We start from the raw sequence: 18,266 nt of genomic DNA on the forward strand, positions 1-18,266 counted from the left end.
CCGCTCCGGCAATTTGCGACAGTGTATAACCGGATTGGCTATCGACGCACGATCAGATAAACACCCACGGCGACCATAATGCCCGCCGGCCAGTGGCCCAGCCCGTTCAGCGGGCCGCCGATGGCGAGCATCACGCCGCCTACCAGGTGCGCGGCGCCCAGCAGGCGCAGGAACCAGTCGTCCTTGCGCTTTTTCCACGGCGGGGCGGGGTCCTTGGCGTGGGGCTGGGACATGCGCTCCAGCAGGTCGCGGGTCATGTTGGCCAAATGCGGCAGTTGTTCCATTTGGCTGTGCAGGTTGCCCAGTACGGTTTTCGGGCTCATGCGCTCGCGCATCCAGCGTTCCAGGAACGGCTGGGCGGTGTTCCACAGGTCCAGGTCCGGGTACAGCTGGCGGCCCAGGCCCTCGATGTTCAGCAAGGTTTTTTGCAGCAACACCAGCTGCGGCTGCACTTCCATATTGAAGCGTCGCGCGGTCTGGAACAGGCGCATCAGCACTTGGCCGAAGGAAATATCTTTTAACGGTTTTTCGAAGATCGGCTCACACACGGTGCGGATTGCCGCTTCGAATTCGTTGAGCTTGGTTTCGGCCGGCACCCAGCCCGAATCGATGTGCAACTGCGCCACGCGGCGGTAGTCGCGCTTGAAGAAGGCGAACAGGTTGCGGGCCAGGTAGTCCTGGTCTTCCGGGGTCAGGCTGCCGACGATGCCGCAATCGATCGCGATGTACTGCGGGCTCCACGGGTTCACGGTGCTGACGAAGATGTTGCCGGGGTGCATGTCGGCGTGGAAGAAGCTGTCGCGGAACACCTGGGTAAAGAAGATCTCCACGCCGCGTTCGGCCAGCATCTTCATGTCGGTGCGCTGGTCGGCGAGGGTGGCCAGGTCGGTGACCTGCACGCCGTAGATGCGCTCCATCACCAGCACTTTCGGGCGGCACCAATCCCAATACACCTGGGGTACGTAGAGCAGGGGCGAACCTTCGAAATTACGCTTGAGCTGACTGGCGTTGGCGGCTTCGCGCAGCAGGTCGAGTTCGTCGTAGATGGTTTTTTCGTAATCGGCGACCACATCCACCGGGTGCAGCAGGCGTGCATCGGCACTGAAACGCTCGGCGGCGCGGGCGAGGATGAACAGCCAGGCCAGGTCCTGGCCGATGATCGGCTTGAGGCCCGGGCGGATCACCTTCACCACCACTTCTTCGCCGGTCTTCAATTGTGCAGCATGAACCTGCGCCACCGAAGCCGAGGCCAGCGGGTCGACGTCGAAGCGGCTGAACACGTCGCTGATTTTCTTGCCCAGCTGTTCTTCGATCAGCTTCATCGACTGTTGCGAGTCGAACGGCGGCACCCGGTCCTGCAGCAACATCAGCTCGTCGGCGATGTCTTCGGGCAGCAGGTCGCGACGGGTCGAAAGAATCTGCCCGAACTTGATGAAGATCGGCCCCAGGTCCTGCAGGGCCAGGCGCAGGCGCGCGCCACGGCTCAGCTCGAGCGGTTTGCGCGGGAACCAGCGCCACGGCAGCACGTAGCGCACGGCGAGCAAAAACCACGGCAGGGGCAGGGCAAACAGCAGGTCATCGAGGCGGTAGCGGATTACGACGCGCTGGATACGAAACAAACGGCGGACGGCGAGCAGCTTCATGCGTTATCGCTTGGATCAAGGGAACGGCTCAGGCGCTCGAAGCGCGCCTCAAGGCGTTCCAGGTCGATTTTGGCCTTGTCGAGTTCACGAAAGCGCGCTTGCGCTTCACGTTCTCCGACCAGGGTGCGCGATTCTTCGCTCAGGTATTCGGCGAGGTTCTGGTTGAGGCTGGCGAACCCTTGCTGGTACCAGCGCGTGCGACTGCGCAGGTGCCCGCTGATCAACTGGGTGGCGACGGGGCCGATCCAGCGTGACAGCTCGTACTCCCAGTCCAGCTCCAGGTCTTGCAGCACGGCGGCGAGGTCCATCAGCACCGCGCTGTCGCCTTCCAGTTCCACTTCGGCGCTGTGCAGGATCGTGGTTTTGCTGCGGCTCACGGCCAGGTGCAGCAGGCTCGACGCCGGCGCACGCAGGGTGCAGTCGGCTTCGGCCGCCCAATCGGTGGCCAGCAGCAAGCCTTCATCGCCGGGCAGGATAAACAGCTGCAAGGCGGGGCTGCGGCAGTCGACGGCAATCACCTTGCCGTTCAAGTGCGCGAGCCGCGCCAAGGCGGTGCTGTCCAGGCGCAGCACACGGTTGAGGCCGTGTTCCACGCTGGCGAGAAGGCCCTTGAGCAGCATCAGGGCTTGATGCCGCGGTGCAGGGCGACGATGCCCGAGGTCATGTTGTGGTAGGTCACGCGGTCGAAACCGGCCTCCACCATCATCGACTTCAGGGTTTCCTGATCAGGGTGCATGCGGATCGATTCGGCCAGGTAGCGGTAGCTGTCCGGGTCGTTGAGCACCAGCTTGCCCACCAGCGGCATGAAGGCGAACGAGTAGGTGTCGTAGACCTTGGACATCACCGCGTTGGTCGGTTTGGAGAACTCCAGCACCAGCAGGCGGCCACCCGGCTTGAGCACGCGCAGCATCGAACGGATCGCGTCTTCCTTGTGGGTGACGTTGCGCAGGCCGAAGGCGATGGTCACGCAGTCGAAATGGTTGTCCGGGAACGGCAGCTTTTCAGCGTCGGCCTGGACGAACTCGATATTGCCCGCCACGCCTTTGTCCAGCAGGCGGTCGCGGCCGACCTTGAGCATCGAGCTGTTGATGTCGGCCAGTACTACTTGGCCGGTAGGGCCCACCAGCTTGGAGAACTTGGCCGCGAGGTCGCCCGTGCCGCCGGCGATGTCCAGCACGCGGTTGCCAGGGCGAACGCCCGACAACTCGATGGTGAAGCGCTTCCACAGGCGGTGCATGCCGCCGGAGAGCACATCGTTCATCAGGTCGTACTTGGCCGCCACCGAGTGGAACACCTCAGCGACTTTTTCCGCTTTCTGGCTTTCCGGAACGTTCTTGAAGCCGAAGTGAGTGGTGGGTTCGGCATCGCTGCCTTTGCGCTGATCAGTCATATCGCTGTCACCAAAAGAGAATGCGGGACATGATAATCCCCACGACCCGCTTTGTCTTGGCAAGGCTGACGGTAAGATAGGTGGTCACCGAGGCCTTTTGCCGCATGGCGGGTGTTCCCAGTCGTTATAAAGAGGAGTCATTGCAATGGCGCGTATTACCGTTGAACGTGCACATACCCTGGGCAAGGAAGGCGCACGGGCGAAAGCCGAGAAGTTGGCGAGCAAACTCAAAGAGCAATATGGCCTGGAGCCGACGTGGTCCGGCGATACCCTGAACCTCAAACGGTCGGGGGTTAAGGGCAGCGTTTTGGTCGCTGAAGATTCGCTGCGCATTGATGTGGAACTGGGCCTGTTGATGTCGGCCATGAGTGGCACCATCAAGTCCGAAATCGAGAAGGCCCTGGATAAGGCGCTGGCGTGATTGGCCTGTTCTTAGGGTGCCGATTCTAATTTTTCTGCCTACTTTGTGCCCAAGCCCTCAACTCCTGCGGGCCGTTCCTCCACCCTAATCTGCGTGAGGTGCACCATGGCCAAAGTTATTTTGAAGAAAAAAACCGACGTTCAGTCCACTGCCCTGAGTGACGTAAAAAGCTATGCCCGCAAGATCTGGCTGGCAGGACTTGGCGCCTATGCCAAGGTCGGCAGCGAAGGCAGCGAGTACTTCAAAGAGCTCGTTAAGAGTGGTCAACATGTTGAAAGTAAAGGCAAAAAAGTTGTGGTTGAACAACTTGATGCCGCCAACAGTCAGATTGACCAAGTAAAGAGTAATGTCTCAAGCGTCAAAGGTTTGGTAGAAGTTCAACTGGATAAAGTTGAAAAAGCTTTTGACACGCGTGTTGCAAGTGCCTTGAATCGGATCGGCATTGCGTCTAAACATGACGTTGAGACACTCTCTGCTAAGCTCGAAGAGCTGACGACATTGCTAGAACGTGTCGCGCGTAAACACTAAGGAGACATCGGGATGGCTGTTAAAAAGACTACTCAGAAAGAAGGCAGCTCGTGGGTCGGGGAAGTTGAAAAATATTCCCGTAAGATCTGGCTTGCTGGTTTAGGCGTGTACTCGAAGGTTAGCAGTGACGGCGGCAAATACTTCGAGACTTTGGTCAAAGACGGCGAGAAGGCCGAGAAGTTGACTAAAAGCACGGTCGGAAAAAAAGTTGAAGCGGCCAAGGCAACTGCCGGTTCCGCCAAGTCGAGCATTTCTGACACCTGGGGCAAGTTGGAAGAAACTTTCGACAAGCGCCTTAACAGTGCCATTTCGCGACTGGGCGTGCCGAGCAAGGCAGAGCTGAAGACGCTGCACAGCAAGGTCGATACCCTGACCAGGCAAATTGAAAAACTCACTGGCGCCAAAGTGGCTGCGGCCAAACCTGCAGCGGCCAAACCGGCTGCCAAGCCTGCCGCTAAAACCGCGGCTGCCAAACCGGCTACCAAAACCGCCGCCAAGCCTCTGGTTAAAGCTGCCGCCAAACCGGCTGCAAAAGCTGCCGCAAAACCTGCTGCCAAGGCACCGGCCAAAGCAGCGGCAAAACCTGCCGCCAAGCCAGCTGCGAAAACGGCCGCCGCGAAACCAGCTGCCAAGCCAGCCGCGAAACCCGTGGCCGCTAAAGCCGCTGCCAAGCCAGCTGCAAAACCCGCCGCAAAAGCTGCAGCCAAGCCAGCCGCAAAACCGGCAGCCAAGCCCGCCGCTAAAACGGCCGCCGCCAAACCGGCTGCCAAGCCTGCTGCTGCGAAACCTGCCGCCAAGCCTGCCGCTGCAAAACCTGCAGCTGCCAAGCCAGCGGCCAAACCAGCTGCCGCGAAGAAGCCTGCAGCAGCCAAAAAGCCGGCCGCTCCAAAGCCAGCTGCTGCGGCCAAGCCCGCAACACCTGCGCCAGCGGCTTCGACAGCCAACTCGGTGTCCGCACCGACTCACGCTGCTACCGCCCCGACTGCAACGCCGGTAACCCCGACGCCCTCCAGTCAGTCCTGATTTTTTCAGGGCACAACAAAATGCCCGGCCTGCGAAGGTCGGGCATTTTTTTGTGGGAGCGGGCTTGCCCGCGATGACGGAGTCTCAGTCACATGGATATTGGCTGATCCACCGCTATCGCGGGCAAGCCCGCTCCCACAGGTTTAATCGATGTCATCCAGATATTTCAGGGCAAACTTCTCGGTTGCCTGCCGTGCCGGCAGCAGCAGATGCGGCGCCACCAGCATCATGATCTGGTAAACCACCACCCGTACCTCACCTTCGCGATCCAGAATCCGCTGATAGTCCAGCGAAAACAGCAGGGTCAGGGTGATCTGTTCCACCAGTTGCCCCAACGCCTGGGTACCGCTGACCAATTGCCCTGCCGCCTTCAATCGCGCGAGCAACGAGGCCAGTGTGCGCTTGAGCGCCGTGAGCAGGTTGCGAACGCCCTTGGCCAGCTTCGGCAAGCGCCCGGCCAGGTTGGACAGGTCCTGAAACAGAAACCGGTAATGGGCCATGCGCTCGACGATCAAGTGCAGGAACAGCCAGTAATCCTCAGGCTCCAGCTGCGCGTCGGAAGGCGGGTCCAACAGCGGCGCCAGCTCGCACTGGAAGCGCTCGAACAGCCCGAGCACCAGCGGCTCCTTGCCATGAAAGTGATAGTAGAGGTTGCCGGGGCTGATCCCCATTTCGTTGGCCACCTCCATGGTCGACACGTTCGGTTCGCCCTTGTGGTTGAACAACTGCAGGGCACATTCAAGGATACGGTCGCGGGTCTTCATCCAGTCTTCTTAATGTGATCGTTGAGTCAGCGCACCCGCACGTAAGTGCCCGGCGCTGCTTCCATCGGTGGGTAATTCTGGTTGCCCAGGGCAGTGAGGGTTTCGCGTTGCACGCCCGAGCGTTGTTGAATCCACTCCAGCCACTGCGGCCACCAACTGCCTTCGACGTGGTTGGCGTCGTAGTACCAGGCGCGCGGGTCGCTGCTCAGCTTGGGATTTTCAACGTAGTTGGCCTTGGGGTTACCGGGCGGGTTGAGGATGCTCTGCACATGCCCGCTGTTCGACAGCACAAAGCGCTTGTCGCCGCCCAGCAATTGGGTGGAGCGATACACCGCGTCCCACGGCGTGATGTGGTCGTTGATGCCGGCCACGCTGAAGCTGTCGACCGTGACCTTCTGCAAGTCGATGGGCGTGCCGCACACCTCCAGCCCGCCCGCGTGGCTCAACGGGTTGTGCTTGAAGAAGTCCAGCAGGTCGCCATGCAGTGCGGCGGGCAGGCGCGTGTTGTCGTTGTTCCAGTACAGGATGTCGAAGGCCGGCGGTTCCTTGCCGAGCAGGTAGTTATTGACCCAGTAATTCCAGATCAGGTCGTTGGGACGCATCCAGGCGAACACCTTGGCCATGTCACGGCCGTCGAGCACGCCTTGTTGATAGGAGCGGCGCTTGGCGGCCTCCAGGGTCTGCTCATCGGCAAACAGCATGGCGGGGCTGTCGATCTGGCTGTCCAGCAGGCTCACCAGGTAGCTGGCGCTGGAGACGCGGCGCAACTGGCGCTTGGCCTGCAAATGGCCTTGCAGCGCGGCGATGGTCAGCCCGCCGGCGCAAGCGCCCATCAGGTTGACCTCGCGCGCACCCGTGATGGCCCGGCATACGTTGAGCGCTTCTTCCAGCGCTGCCACGTAGGTGGACAGGCCCCATTCGCGATGGCGCACATCCGGGTTGCGCCAACTGATCATGAACGTCTGCAGGCCGTTTTTGAGCGCGTACTGCACGAAGCTGTTGGCCGGGCTCAGGTCGAAAATGTAGTACTTGTTGATTTGCGGCGGCACGATCAGCAGCGGCTTGGCGTACTGCTTTTCGCTCATGGGCTTGTACTGGATCAGCTCCAGCAGCTCATTGCGAAACACCACCGAGCCGGGAGTGGTCGCCACCGTCTTGCCGACCTCGAACGCGTGCTTGCTCACCTGGCGTGGCAGGCCATTGTTGTGCAGCAGGTCTTCGAACAGGTTGCTCACGCCGCGCACCACGCTGTTGCCGCCGGAGTTGAGCAGTTCCTTGACGGCCAGCGGGTTGAGCAGGGTGTTGGACGGCGACACCGCGTCATTGAGCAAGGAGAAGGCAAAGTGCGCGCGGGCACGGTCGTCGGCACTCAGCGTGCTGTCGTCGATCCAGTGGCGCGTCTGCTTCTGCCAGGCCAGGTAGGCTTGCAGGCTGCGACGGTACAGCGGGTTGAGTGTCCAGGTCGGGTCAACAAAGCGGCTGTCGCCGGGGTTGGGCTCATGCACGGTTTCCCCCAGCAACACGCGGCCCAACTGGCCGCCGAGTGCCAGGGCGTGCCGGGCAGTGTGCACAGGGTTGCGCAAGCCGTGGGCGGCGACACTGCGCAGGGTCGACAGCAAATCGCGGCCACGCAGGCCGGTGATCGCGTTTTGCGCGTTGATGAACGCGGCAGGGGTGGGCGCCGGGTTCGTCACGGGTCTTTCTCGCATGAGCCAACACTCCTTCGTCAAGCCATCAACAGGCACGCCAGTTCAGAACCATAGTCGGTTTTGCCGGAGTTGCGCGGCAGGTCGTCCTGACCTTGAACCTCTAAATCGCGGGTCGCGGGTGAATCACGGCGCGCAGGCGCTCCTCTTCGAGAAACTTCATGATGATCGGCGCCACGGCCTCGGCCCGGGTGATCAGGAACAGGTGCCCGTCATCGATAATGTGCAACTGCGCGTTGGGAATGCGCCAGGCCAGCATGCGCATGTTGATCAACGGAATCAGCGGGTCGTCGTCGCCAGCCAGTACCAGCGTCGGCTGGCGGATCTTGTGCAGCCAGTGAATGCTGGTCCAGCCCAGCCCGGCGAACAGTTGCCAGTAGTACCCGAGCTTGCCGGCGGAGCGCACTTTGCTGGCGTGTTCGGCGGCGAGTTTCGAGTCGCGGCGGAACGAGCCGCCATAAATCATCGGTGCAATGCGCACCACGTGGGATGGTTGGATATAACGGCGCGGGCTGGCCATCAGCCACAGCACTTTCGGCTTGCCGGGCACCATCACCGCTCCCGCCGCCGTGGCCGCCAGGATCAACTTCTTGCAGCGCTCCGGGTAGTCATAGGCAAACTGCTGCGCCAGCGCACCGCCCCAGGACACACCCACCGCATTCACCTGGCCGTAGTCCAGGTAATCGAGCATGCGCGCGGTGAGCTTGGCCAGGCCGGGAAAGCGATAGGGCACGCTGGGCGTAGATGAACCGCCCACGCCCGGCACGTCGAAGGCGATCACTTCCAGGTCCGGGTCCAGTGCCTGGACGAACGGAAATACCAGCTCAAGGTTGGCGCCGATGCCGTTGAAAATCAGCAGCGGCGTCAAGTGAGGCTTGCCCGGGCGTACCGCCGTGCGGATGGTCTGGCCATCCAGGTCGATGGTACGGAAGATGAACGGTTGCGGCATGCTCAAGCCCTGTCAGGTGGTGCGAAAGTCTTATGGGCGATGCGGTCCCTGTGGGAGCTGGTTTGCCTGCGATGGCATTTTTGCTGCCAGCCCATCAACAGCTGGCCCACCGCTATCGCAGGCAAGCCAGCTCCCACAGGGGCTACATTTCAACCAAACATCTGCTTATCGTTCGTGCACATAAGTACCCGGCGCCGCTTCGGCTGCGGTATAGGTTTTATTACCCAGACTCGTAGGCGCTTTCTTCAACTTGCCCGCCCGATCCGCCTGCCACGCCTGCCAGTGCAGCCACCAGGAGTCAGTGTGCTTGGTGGCGTTTTCCTGCCAGTCCAGCGGCTTTGACGCCAGGCTGTCGCTGGTCTGGTAGCGCGCCTTGGGGTTGCCCGGCGGGTTGAGGATGCTCTGGATATGCCCGCTGCTCGACAGCACAAACTCCACCTTGCCGCCAAACAACTGCGCCGACTTGTAGCAGGACTGCCACGGCGTGATGTGGTCGTTGGTGCCGGCCAGTGAGTAGATGTCGGCGGTGACTTGCTTGAGGTCGATCGGCGTGCCGCACACTTCCAGGGCATTGGCGCGCACCAGCGGGTTGTTCTTGAACAGCTCGATCAGGTCGCCATGGAAGGCAGCCGGCAAACGTGTGGTGTCGTTGTTCCAGAACAGGATGTCGAACACCGGCGGCTCGTTGCCGAGCAGGTAGTTGTTGACCCAGTAGTTCCAGATCAAATCGTTGGGGCGCATCCAGGCGAACACTTTGGCCATGTCACGGCCTTCCAGTACGCCGGCCTGGTAAGAGTGGCGCTTGGCGGCTTCCAGGGTCTGTTCGTCGACGAACAGCGCCACCTGGGTGTCGAGCGTGGTGTCCAGCACGCTCACCAGCAAGGTCAGGGCGTTGACCTTCTTCTCGCCCAGCGCCGCATAGTGGCCCAGCAGCGCGGTGCAGGTGATGCCGCCGGAGCAGGCGCCGAGCATGTTGACGTCCTTGCTGCCGGTGATCGCCGTGACCACATCCACCGCTTCCTTGAGCGCCTCGATGTAGGTCGACAGGCCCCACTCGCGCTGAGCCTTGGTCGGGTTGCGCCAGCTGACGATAAAGGTCTGCTGGCCGTTGCGCAGGCAGAAGCGCGCCAGGCTCTTGTCCGGGCTCAGGTCAAATACATAGAACTTGTTGATCTGCGGCGGCACCACCAACAGCGGGCGCTCGTGCACTTGTTCGGTGATCGGCTTGTACTGGATCAGCTCCAGCACGTCATTGCGAAATACCACCGCGCCTTCGGTGGTGCCCAGGGTCTTGCCGACTTCAAACGCGCCCATGTTCACCTGGCTCGGCATGCCGCCGTTGTGCACCAGGTCTTTGGCCAGATGGGACAAACCGTCGAGCAAGCTTTTGCCGCCGGTTTCAAAGAAACGTTTGACCGCCGCCGGGTTGGCCGTGGTGTTGGTGGGGGCCATGGCCTCGGTCAGCAGGTTGATCACGAAGTGGCCACGGCTGATGTCCTGTTCCGACAGGTTGCTGTCGCCGATCCAGTCGTGCAGTTCCTTGCGCCACGCCAGGTAGGTTTGCAGGTAGCGCCGGTAGAGCGGGTTCTGGCTCCACGCCGGGTCGTTGAAGCGGCGGTCGTCGCTTTCGGGCGCGAGTGCAGATTTGCCGAACATCACGTTTTTGAGTTCGACGCCAAAGTGGGCGACATGCTTGACGCTGTGCAGCGGTTGTTTGATGGCTTGGGTCAGCACCATCTTCGCCGAGGCGAGTAAATCCTTTTTTCGTAACGCGATGATCGGGTTCAGCCCCAGGGTGTTTTCCGAGGCCTGGCGTTTCAAGTCATCGTTGTTCTTGTTACTCATCTACGACGCTCCATTGTCCGAAAGACGAGTACCGGGTACCGCTGTGCACCAGGTTTCGATACACAGCACAAGCCAGGTACGCGACTCGGGTGACCGTTAATACCGCATCGTCAAATGCAGGGAACTTGCCAGTTCCATTGGTTACCCGAGTTTAATTTTTTTCGCAAGCAGGCCAATCGTTGGCCACAAGAGAGGGCATTCAAGCAGATGAAATTAGAAAATGCTCTCTAAAGAGCAAGACCGCCGGGTTAGAGCATCAGCCGCACGACCGACTCGCTCGGGTCGCGGGTTTTTCCAGCCGCTTTGAGTTCGGCCAGGTAGTCGGCCCACAGCGCGTCCTGACGCACGGCCAGTTGGTAGAGGTAGTCCCAGGTGAACAAGCCGCTGTCATGCCCGTCGTCGAAGGTCAATTTCAGTGCGTACTGACCGGCCGGTTCGATTTTGGTCAAGCGCACGTTGAGCTTGCCGAATTGCAGGATGGGTTTGCCGTGGCCCTGGACCTCGGCGGAAGGCGAGTGGGTGCGCAGCAGCTCGGCGGGGAGCTGGTAGACCTCGTCGGGGCCGTAGGTGAGGCCGAGAGTGTTGGAGGTTTTGTGCAGGTTTACGGCAGTGGGAAATTTGGTCATGGCGATAATCCTGAAGAAACCGGCTCAACAATGTGGGAGCTTGCTTGTGTGGAAGCCGGGCTTGCCCGCGATGCAGGCACTGCGGTGTGTCAGTCACACCGCGGTGATGCTATCGCAGGCAAGCCAGCTCCCACACAAGCCCGCTGTCACAGGCAGATGGCTTACAGGATATAACGAGACAGATCTTCGTTCTGCGCCAATTCGCCCAGGTGGCTGTTGACGTAATCGGCGTCGATCTTGATCGCCTCGCCATTCTGCGCACCGGCCATGTCGCCGGCGCTGAAGGACACTTCCTCCAGCAAGCGCTCAAGCAGCGTATGCAGGCGGCGTGCACCGATGTTCTCGGTCTTCTCGTTCACCTGCCAGGCAATTTCCGCCAGGCGCTTGATGCCGTCCGGCTGGAACTCGATGCCCAGACCTTCGGTTTTCAGCAACTCACGGTATTGCTCGGTCAGCGAAGCGTGCGGCTCGCTGAGGATGCGCTCGAAGTCGCCCGGGGTCAGCGCCTTGAGTTCCACGCGAATCGGCAGGCGGCCTTGCAGCTCCGGCACCAGGTCGCTTGGCTTGCTCAGGTGGAACGCACCGGAGGCGATAAACAGGATGTGGTCGGTCTTGACCATGCCGAGCTTGGTGTTCACGGTGCAGCCTTCGATCAGCGGCAGCAGGTCGCGCTGTACGCCTTCGCGGGACACGTCCACGCCACCGGAGTTGCCGCGCTTGGCCACCTTGTCGATTTCGTCGATAAACACGATGCCGTGTTGCTCAACGGCTTCCAGAGCCTTGGCCTTGAGTTCTTCCTCATTGACCAGGCGCCCGGCTTCTTCGTCGCGCACCAGCTTCAGCGCGTCCTTCACCTTGAGCTTGCGACTTTTCTTTTTGCCTTTGCCCATGTTGCTGAACAGGTTCTGCAACTGGCTGGTCATTTCTTCCATGCCAGGCGGTGCAGAAATGTCGACGCTTGCGGCTTCGGCGACTTCGATCTCGATTTCCTTGTCGTCCAGCTGGCCTTCACGCAGGCGCTTGCGGAACAGCTGGCGAGTGTTGGAATCCGAGGCCGGCGCGGCGTCTTCGTTAAACCCCATGCGTGCCGGTGGCAGCAGGGCGTCAAGGATGCGCTCTTCGGCGGCGTCTTCGGCGCGGTGGCTGACTTTGGTCACTTCCTGTTCGCGCAGCATTTTCAGGGCGGCGTCGGCCAGGTCACGGATGATCGATTCGACGTCGCGGCCCACGTAGCCCACTTCGGTGAACTTGGTGGCTTCGACCTTGATGAACGGCGCGTTGGCCAGCTTGGCCAGACGACGGGCGATTTCGGTTTTACCGACGCCGGTCGGGCCGATCATCAGGATGTTCTTGGGCGTCACTTCAACGCGCAGTTCTTCGGGCAGTTGCATCCGGCGCCAGCGGTTACGCAACGCAATGGCTACGGCGCGCTTGGCATCGTCCTGGCCGATGATATGGCGGTTAAGTTCATGGACGATTTCGCGGGGAGTCATGGACATAGTGTTTGGCGGCCTCAAGCGGAATAAGCCTACGGCTTACTCGGCGAGGTCCTGCTCCTCAATGGTCAGGTTGTGGTTGGTGAACACGCAGATATCGCCGGCAATACCCAGGGCGGTTTCGACGATTTCACGGGCCGACAGGTCGGTTTTCTTCAGCAGTGCGCTGGCGGCTGCCTGTGCGTAGCCACCGCCGGATCCCATGGCGATCAAACCGTGTTCCGGCTCAACCACATCGCCGTTGCCGGTGATGATCAGGGACGCGTCTTTGTTGGCCACAGCCAGCATGGCTTCCAGGCGGCTGAGGGAGCGGTCGGTGCGCCATTCTTTGGCGAGTTCGACGGCGGCGCGCACGAGGTGGCCCTGGTGTTTTTCCAGCTGGCCTTCGAAACGCTCGAACAGGGTGAAGGCGTCGGCGGTAGCGCCGGCGAAGCCTGCAAGCACTTGGCCGTGGTACAGGCGACGCACTTTCTTGGCGTTGCCTTTCATCACGGTGTTGCCAAGGGAAACCTGGCCGTCGCCGCCCATGACGACTTTGCCGTGGCGACGTACTGAAACGATGGTGGTCAAGGGGAGAGTCTCCACGCAGCGGGGCGAAAATGCCCTGATGGAAACTCATATGGGGGTGGCGGGGGGGATTTCAACCGTAGGACGGGTGTGCGGACGAGTGGTGTTCACCTGTCTGACACATTTTTGAGAACACCTCAAAACCAAATGTGGGAGCTGGCTTGCTGTGGCGAGGGAGCTTGCTCCCGTTCGACAGCGCAGCTGGAGCCGGCTTTTTGGGGGCGCTTCGCACCCCAGCGCAAGCAAGCTTGCTCGCCACAGCAAGCCAGCTCCCACAGTTGATCTGTGTTGACTGTAAGTCAGCGGCTCTGGCGTTGTTGTAACAACAGGTTGCTAAACCCTGCACCGGCCAATTGCTTCTGCGCCACAGTCAGTTGTTCGCGGTTGCTGAATGGCCCCACCAGCACGCGATACCAGGTGGCATCCTTCACCGTGCCGGACTCAACCGTCACGGCCTGGCCCAGCAGAATGATCTGCGCTCGCACACGGTCCGCATCCGCCTGTTTCGGGAACGAGCCCGCCTGCAGGAAGAACTTGGTCACCGGCGCAGCCTTGGTGGTGGCCACCGGCGGCGGTGGCGGCGGGGTGATCCCGGCCAGCGCGGCTTGCGCCCGCGCCGTGTCGATCTTCGCCGCTTCCGCAGGCGTGACCGGGGTGGTCGGCACTTGTGGCGTCGGCAGGGTTTTCTCCGGCACCGCGTCAGGCGGCACGATCACTTCCGATTCCGGCAGCAGCGTGTAGAAGTCATATTTCGGCTTCACGGGTGCCGTCGGGCTCGGCGCCGTCTTGTTGGCTTCGGCGATTTTGGTGGCCTTCTGCTGCTCCTGCTTGACGCGCTTGACGTCATCGCCCTTGCCCGGCTCCAGCTTCATCAGAATCACGACGAACGCACCGACCGCCAAGCCGATGGCCATCCACAGCCAGCCCGGAATCGGCTTCTTCGCCGGGGCCTGGTAGCGGCTGGCGCCGCGCTTGGGTGCAGGTTTTTTCTTGGCAGCCAACTTACATACGCTCCAGAGTTTCCAGGCCTAACAGTTCCAGGCCTTGCTTGAGGGTCCGTCCAGCCAGTGCGGCGAGGCGCAGGCGACTTTGCTTTTGGGCTTCGTCGTCGGCAGTGAGGATCGGGCAATTCTCGTAGAAGCTGGAGAACAGCCCCGCGACTTCATACAGATAGGTGCACAGGATGTGCGGCGTGCCTTTTTCGCCAACGCTGTTCAGTACTTCGCCGAATTGCGCGAGCTTGGCGGCCAGTTCCTGCTCATGGGGCGCTTCAAGGTTGATTTGGCCTTCGACTTCGCTGAAGTCCTTGCCCAGTTTGCGGAATACGCCGGCCACTCGGGTGTAGGCGTACAGCAGGTACGGCGCGGTGTTGCCTTCGAAGTTGAGCATCAGCTCGAAGTTGAAGCTGTAGTCGCTGGTGCGGTGTTTGGACAGGTCGGCGTATTTCACCGCGCCAATGCCCACTACGCGGGCAATGTTACGCAGGTCGGCCTCGGCCAGCTCCGGGTTCTTTTCCTTCACCAGGTTGTAGGCGCGTTCCTGGGCTTCGGTCAGCAGGTCGATCAGCTTCACGGTGCCGCCGTCGCGGGTCTTGAACGGGCGGCCATCGGCGCCGTTCATGGTGCCGAAGCCCATGTGTTCCATGTGCATCGGGTGGGTGATGAAACCCGCGCGACGCGCCACTTCGAACACTTGCTGGAAGTGCAGGGCCTGGCGCTGGTCAACGAAGTACAGGGCGCGGTCGGCTTTCAGTACGCCGCTGCGGTAGCGCACGGCCGCGAGGTCAGTGGTGGCGTAGAGGTAGCCGCCATCGGCCTTGACGATGATCACCGGCAGCGGCTCGCCGTCGGCGGTCTTGAATTCTTCGAGGAACACGCACTGCGCGCCGTTGCTTTCAACCAGCAGGCCCTTGGCCTTGAGGTCGTTGACCACGTTGATCAGGTCGTCGTTGTAGGCACTTTCGCCCATCACGTCGGCCATGGTCAGCTTGACGTTGAGCAGCTCATAGATTTCCTGGCAGTGGGACAGGGAGATCTCACGGAAGCGGTTCCACAGCGCCAGGCATTCTTCGTCGCCGGCCTGCAACTTGACCACCAGGCCACGGGCGCGATCGGCGAACTCTTCGGATTCGTCGAAGCGCTTCTTCGCGGCGCGGTAGAAGTTTTCCAGGTCCGACAGCTCGTTGCTGGTGATCGGATTTTCCTGCAGGTAGGCCATCAACATGCCGAACTGGGTGCCCCAGTCGCCCACGTGGTTCTGACGGATCACGGTGTCGCCGAGGAATTCCAGCACCCGCGCCACACCGTCGCCGATGATGGTGGAGCGCAGGTGGCCCACGTGCATCTCTTTGGCCAGGTTCGGTGCCGACAGGTCAATGGCTACGCGCTCGAGCGGGCCGGCCTTGCGCACGCCGATTTTGGCGTCTGCCAGGGCCGCGTCCAGGCGCGAGGCCAGAGCCTGCGTGTTCTGGAAAAAGTTGATGAAGCCTGGGCCGGCGATTTCGGCCTTGGTCACGCTGTCGTCGGCCGGCAGCGCGGCGATGATTTTTTCCGCGAGGTCGCGCGGTTTCATGCCCGCAGGCTTGGCCAGCATCATGGCGATGTTGCTGGCGAAGTCGCCGTGGGTTTTATCGCGGGTGTTTTCCACCTGGATCGCCGGCGTCAGGCCTTCAGGCAACACACCTTCGTTGACGAGTTGGGTGATGGCTTGTTGGATCAGCTGGCGAATGGTGTCTTTCATGGTGTTCTCTTTCGACCGCAAGCGGCGGCGCGCGATGCGCAGGTGGAAAAACTGGGCATTATCCGTGGCGAGGGCGGGCTTGCCAACCGTTCAGACCAGATGGCAGACCTGCGGGCCTCATCGCGGGCAAGCCCGCTCCCACATTTTGCTGGGTGAATACTTTTACATGTGGGAGCTGGCTTGCCTGCGATAAGGCAATTTCTATCAATACAAGTCCACCGGGTCCACATCCAGCGACCATCGCACCTGCCGGCCACTGGGCATTTGCTCCAGCGCAAGCAACCAGCTACTTAACAGCCGATGCAGCGGCGCGCGGGAGGTTGCCTGCAAGAGTAGCTGAGCGCGATAACGCCCGGCGCGGCGTTCCATGGGCGCGGGCACCGGTCCGAGCAATTCGATGCCGTTAAGGCCCAGTTCGCCCAGCAAACCCTCGGCGGCGCTGCAGGCCTCATCCAGAAACCCTTCGGCCTGCCCCGGTTTGTGAGCTTCGGCACGCAGCAGGGCCAGGTGCGAGAAGGGTGGCAAACCGGCGGAACGACGTTCGCTCAACGCTTGTTCGGCGAAGGCAAAGTAGCCTTGTTCTGTCAGTTGAATCAGCAGCGGATGGTCGGCCAGGTGCGTCTGGATAATCACTTTGCCCGGCTCTTCGGCACGCCCGGCGCGGCCTGCGACCTGCACGATCAGTTGCGCCATGCGCTCGCTGGCGCGGAAATCACCGGAAAACAGGCCGCCGTCGGCATCCAGAATCGACACCAGCGTCACCCGTGGAAAGTGGTGCCCTTTGGCAAGCATCTGTGTGCCGATGAGGATGCACGGCTGGCCTTTCTGAATCGTGGCGAACAGTTGGTTCATTGCGTCTTTGCGCGAGGTGCTGTCGCGGTCGACCCGCAATACCGGGTAATCCGGGAACAGAATGCCCAGGCGTTCTTCGGCGCGCTCGGTGCCCGCGCCCACGGGGCGCAAGTCGACTTTTCCGCACTGCGGGCAGTGGCGCGGCGTGCGCTCTACATGGCCGCAATGGTGGCAGCGCAACTCGCCATGGCGCTGGTGCACGGTCATGCGCGCGTCGCAGCGTTCGCACTCGGACATCCAGCCGCAGTCGTGGCACAGCAGCGTCGGCGCAAAGCCTCGGCGGTTGAGAAACACCAGGACTTGCTGGCCGGCGGCGAGGGTCTGGCCGATGGCTTGCTGCATGGGGCCGGAAATGCCGCTGTCCAGCGGGCGACTTTTTACGTCCAGGCGCAGGAAGCGCGGCTGCCTGGCGCCGCCGGCACGCTCGTTCAGGCGCAGGAGGCCATACCGGCCGGTGTAGGCGTTGTGCAGGCTTTCCAGGGAGGGCGTGGCCGAGCCCAGCACAATCGGGATGTCTTCCTGGCGTGCGCGTACCAATGCCAGGTCGCGGGCGTGGTACCGCAGGCCTTCCTGCTGTTTATAGGAGCCGTCGTGCTCCTCGTCGATGATGATCAGCCCGGGGTTTTTCATCGGGGTGAACAGTGCCGAACGGGTGCCGATAATAATGTCGGCCTCACCATCGCGCGCCGCCAGCCAGGATTCCAGGCGTTCACGGTCATTGACTGCCGAGTGCACCAGGGCGATGCGTGCATTGAAGCGTTGTTCGAAGCGCGCAAGGGTTTGCGGGCCGAGGTTGATCTCGGGGATCAGCACCAACGCCTGCTTGCCGGCCTGCAGGGTTTCGCGAATCAGTTGCAAATAGACTTCGGTCTTGCCGCTGCCGGTGACGCCGGCCAGCAGGAACGCGTGGAAACTGTCGAAACCGGCGCGAATGGCTTCGTAGGCTGCGCGTTGCTCGGGGTTCAGCGGCAATTCCGGCTGAGCCAGCCAGTGTTCGTGGCGCGGGTCGGGGGCGTGCTTGCGGATCTCCACTTGCACCAGGCCTTTGGCGAGCAGCAGGTCAAGGCTGTCTTTGCTCAGCATCAGCTTGCTTAACAGCTGATGGGCCACGCCGTGAGGGTGCTGGGCCAGGGTTGCCAGGGCCTCACGCTGGCGCGGGGCGCGGGCGATGCGCGGGTCGTCGAGGCGCGCGTCGGGCGCCATCGACCAGAAACGTTCCTGGCGCGCTTCGGCCAGTTCGCCCTGGCGCAACAGCACCGGCAGCGCCCAGCTCAAGGTGTCGCCCAGGCTGTGCTGGTAATACTGGGCGGTCCACAGGCACAGCTTGAACAGGGCGGGCGGCAGCGGCGGTGTGGTGTCGAGAATGGCCAGCGCAGGCTTGAGCTTTTCCGCCGGGACTTCGCTGTGGTCGGCCACTTCCACCAGAATGCCGATCATTTCCCGGCGCCCGAACGGCACGCGCACGCGCATGCCCGGCTGCAACTGGGCCCGCAGCACGCCGGCCGGCGCTCGATAATCGAACAGGCGGCGCAGGGGTGAGGGCAGGGCTAGGCGCAAAATGGCGTCGGGCACGCGGGGGGTCTCATCTATATAGGCAGGCGATGGTGCAGGGGCGGGAGCCTAGCAGACCTGCGGTGGGGGTGTCCCGTGTCGGGTGCAGGAAGGCCCCCACACTGACCATGGTGAATCAGGGGGTTTTTCTGATGAAAGGGGCTTA

16 protein-coding genes are annotated in these 18,266 nt (G+C 61.7%); 3 read left to right on the forward strand and 13 right to left on the reverse strand.

What is annotated here, in order from left to right; all coding sequences use genetic code 11:
- Nucleotides 1–38: 38 nt before the first annotated feature.
- The 3 genes from ubiB to ubiE are packed head-to-tail and all read right to left on the reverse strand — an operon-like array spanning nt 39 to nt 3,033.
- Nucleotides 39–1,643, reverse strand: a complete 1,605-nt coding sequence (gene ubiB / locus ATI14_RS09080; RefSeq protein WP_016972734.1) for a ubiquinone biosynthesis regulatory protein kinase UbiB — start codon at nt 1,641–1,643, stop codon at nt 39–41.
- Nucleotides 1,640–2,263 carry a ubiquinone biosynthesis accessory factor UbiJ gene (locus tag ATI14_RS09085; RefSeq protein ID WP_016972733.1) on the reverse strand — a complete coding sequence of 208 codons (624 nt, stop codon included), beginning with the start codon at nt 2,261–2,263 and terminating at the stop codon, nt 1,640–1,642. Before ATI14_RS09085 ends, ubiB begins: the two co-directional genes overlap by 4 nt.
- Complete coding sequence (gene ubiE / locus ATI14_RS09090) at nt 2,263–3,033, reverse strand: bifunctional demethylmenaquinone methyltransferase/2-methoxy-6-polyprenyl-1,4-benzoquinol methylase UbiE (RefSeq protein ID WP_016972732.1); 771 nt, start codon at nt 3,031–3,033, stop codon at nt 2,263–2,265. The genes ATI14_RS09085 and ubiE overlap by 1 nt, the downstream gene beginning before the upstream one ends.
- A gap of 145 nt (nt 3,034–3,178) precedes the next feature.
- Between ubiE and ATI14_RS09095 the strand changes: the two genes are divergently transcribed.
- From ATI14_RS09095 to ATI14_RS09105, 3 genes are all read left to right on the forward strand, one after another.
- Complete coding sequence (locus ATI14_RS09095; RefSeq protein ID WP_016972731.1) at nt 3,179–3,454, forward strand: polyhydroxyalkanoic acid system family protein; 276 nt, start codon at nt 3,179–3,181, stop codon at nt 3,452–3,454.
- A 105-nt stretch (nt 3,455–3,559) separates the two neighbouring features.
- Complete coding sequence (locus ATI14_RS09100; RefSeq protein WP_016972730.1) at nt 3,560–3,982, forward strand: phasin family protein; 423 nt, start codon at nt 3,560–3,562, stop codon at nt 3,980–3,982.
- A 12-nt stretch (nt 3,983–3,994) separates the two neighbouring features.
- Nucleotides 3,995–5,005: a phasin family protein gene (locus ATI14_RS09105; protein ID WP_016972729.1), complete on the forward strand. Its 1,011-nt coding sequence runs from the start codon at nt 3,995–3,997 to the stop codon at nt 5,003–5,005.
- A gap of 143 nt (nt 5,006–5,148) precedes the next feature.
- Here ATI14_RS09105 and ATI14_RS09115 read toward each other — a convergent pair whose 3' ends face one another.
- From ATI14_RS09115 to ATI14_RS09160, 10 genes are all read right to left on the reverse strand, one after another.
- Entirely contained in the window at nt 5,149–5,769 is a 621-nt protein-coding gene (locus tag ATI14_RS09115; protein ID WP_016972728.1) for a TetR/AcrR family transcriptional regulator, read from the reverse strand.
- 26 nt (nt 5,770–5,795) lie between these two features.
- On the reverse strand, nt 5,796–7,478 hold the full coding sequence (gene phaC / locus ATI14_RS09120; RefSeq protein WP_031320131.1) for a class II poly(R)-hydroxyalkanoic acid synthase: 1,683 nt from the start codon (nt 7,476–7,478) through the stop codon (nt 5,796–5,798).
- Between the two features lie 100 nt (nt 7,479–7,578).
- The gene (gene phaZ / locus ATI14_RS09125; RefSeq protein ID WP_016972726.1) at nt 7,579–8,424 is read right to left on the reverse strand and encodes a poly(3-hydroxyalkanoate) depolymerase; all 846 of its coding nucleotides are present in this window, start codon (nt 8,422–8,424) and stop codon (nt 7,579–7,581) included.
- Nucleotides 8,425–8,589: 165 nt separating this feature from the next.
- Nucleotides 8,590–10,269, reverse strand: coding sequence for a class II poly(R)-hydroxyalkanoic acid synthase (gene phaC, locus ATI14_RS09130; RefSeq protein WP_016972725.1), 1,680 nt, complete (start codon nt 10,267–10,269; stop codon nt 8,590–8,592).
- Nucleotides 10,270–10,517: 248 nt separating this feature from the next.
- The gene (locus ATI14_RS09135; RefSeq protein ID WP_016972724.1) at nt 10,518–10,895 is read right to left on the reverse strand and encodes a gamma-butyrobetaine hydroxylase family protein; all 378 of its coding nucleotides are present in this window, start codon (nt 10,893–10,895) and stop codon (nt 10,518–10,520) included.
- Between the two features lie 161 nt (nt 10,896–11,056).
- Nucleotides 11,057–12,394: an ATP-dependent protease ATPase subunit HslU gene (gene hslU, locus ATI14_RS09140; protein WP_016972723.1), complete on the reverse strand. Its 1,338-nt coding sequence runs from the start codon at nt 12,392–12,394 to the stop codon at nt 11,057–11,059.
- Between the two features lie 36 nt (nt 12,395–12,430).
- The gene (gene hslV / locus ATI14_RS09145; protein WP_016972722.1) at nt 12,431–12,961 is read right to left on the reverse strand and encodes an ATP-dependent protease subunit HslV; all 531 of its coding nucleotides are present in this window, start codon (nt 12,959–12,961) and stop codon (nt 12,431–12,433) included.
- Between the two features lie 296 nt (nt 12,962–13,257).
- Nucleotides 13,258–13,959, reverse strand: coding sequence for an SPOR domain-containing protein (locus ATI14_RS09150; RefSeq protein WP_016972721.1), 702 nt, complete (start codon nt 13,957–13,959; stop codon nt 13,258–13,260).
- Nucleotide 13,960: 1 nt separating this feature from the next.
- The gene (gene argS, locus ATI14_RS09155; RefSeq protein WP_016972720.1) at nt 13,961–15,697 is read right to left on the reverse strand and encodes an arginine--tRNA ligase; all 1,737 of its coding nucleotides are present in this window, start codon (nt 15,695–15,697) and stop codon (nt 13,961–13,963) included.
- Nucleotides 15,698–15,901: 204 nt separating this feature from the next.
- Complete coding sequence (locus tag ATI14_RS09160; protein ID WP_016972719.1) at nt 15,902–18,121, reverse strand: primosomal protein N'; 2,220 nt, start codon at nt 18,119–18,121, stop codon at nt 15,902–15,904.
- Nucleotides 18,122–18,266: the final 145 nt, after the last annotated feature.

Origin of the sequence: Pseudomonas tolaasii NCPPB 2192, from assembly GCF_002813445.1 — a bacterium.
Lineage (GTDB): Bacteria > Pseudomonadota > Gammaproteobacteria > Pseudomonadales > Pseudomonadaceae > Aquipseudomonas > Aquipseudomonas tolaasii.

Bases quoted from the DNA above. Each gene is read 5' to 3' on its own strand.
- hslU (WP_016972723.1), bottom strand. From the start codon at position 12,394: ATGTCCATGACTCCCCGCGAAATCGTCCATGAACTTAACCGCCATATC.
- ATI14_RS09095 (WP_016972731.1), top strand. From the start codon at position 3,179: ATGGCGCGTATTACCGTTGAACGTGCACATACCCTGGGCAAGGAAGGC.
- ATI14_RS09105 (WP_016972729.1), top strand. From the start codon at position 3,995: ATGGCTGTTAAAAAGACTACTCAGAAAGAAGGCAGCTCGTGGGTCGGG.
- phaC (WP_016972725.1), bottom strand. From the start codon at position 10,269: ATGAGTAACAAGAACAACGATGACTTGAAACGCCAGGCCTCGGAAAAC.
- ATI14_RS09115 (WP_016972728.1), bottom strand. From the start codon at position 5,769: ATGAAGACCCGCGACCGTATCCTTGAATGTGCCCTGCAGTTGTTCAAC.
- ubiE (WP_016972732.1), bottom strand. From the start codon at position 3,033: ATGACTGATCAGCGCAAAGGCAGCGATGCCGAACCCACCACTCACTTC.
- argS (WP_016972720.1), bottom strand. From the start codon at position 15,697: ATGAAAGACACCATTCGCCAGCTGATCCAACAAGCCATCACCCAACTC.
- phaZ (WP_016972726.1), bottom strand. From the start codon at position 8,424: ATGCCGCAACCGTTCATCTTCCGTACCATCGACCTGGATGGCCAGACC.
- ATI14_RS09100 (WP_016972730.1), top strand. From the start codon at position 3,560: ATGGCCAAAGTTATTTTGAAGAAAAAAACCGACGTTCAGTCCACTGCC.
- ATI14_RS09085 (WP_016972733.1), bottom strand. From the start codon at position 2,263: ATGCTGCTCAAGGGCCTTCTCGCCAGCGTGGAACACGGCCTCAACCGT.
- phaC (WP_031320131.1), bottom strand. From the start codon at position 7,478: ATGCGAGAAAGACCCGTGACGAACCCGGCGCCCACCCCTGCCGCGTTC.
- ATI14_RS09135 (WP_016972724.1), bottom strand. From the start codon at position 10,895: ATGACCAAATTTCCCACTGCCGTAAACCTGCACAAAACCTCCAACACT.
- ubiB (WP_016972734.1), bottom strand. From the start codon at position 1,643: ATGAAGCTGCTCGCCGTCCGCCGTTTGTTTCGTATCCAGCGCGTCGTA.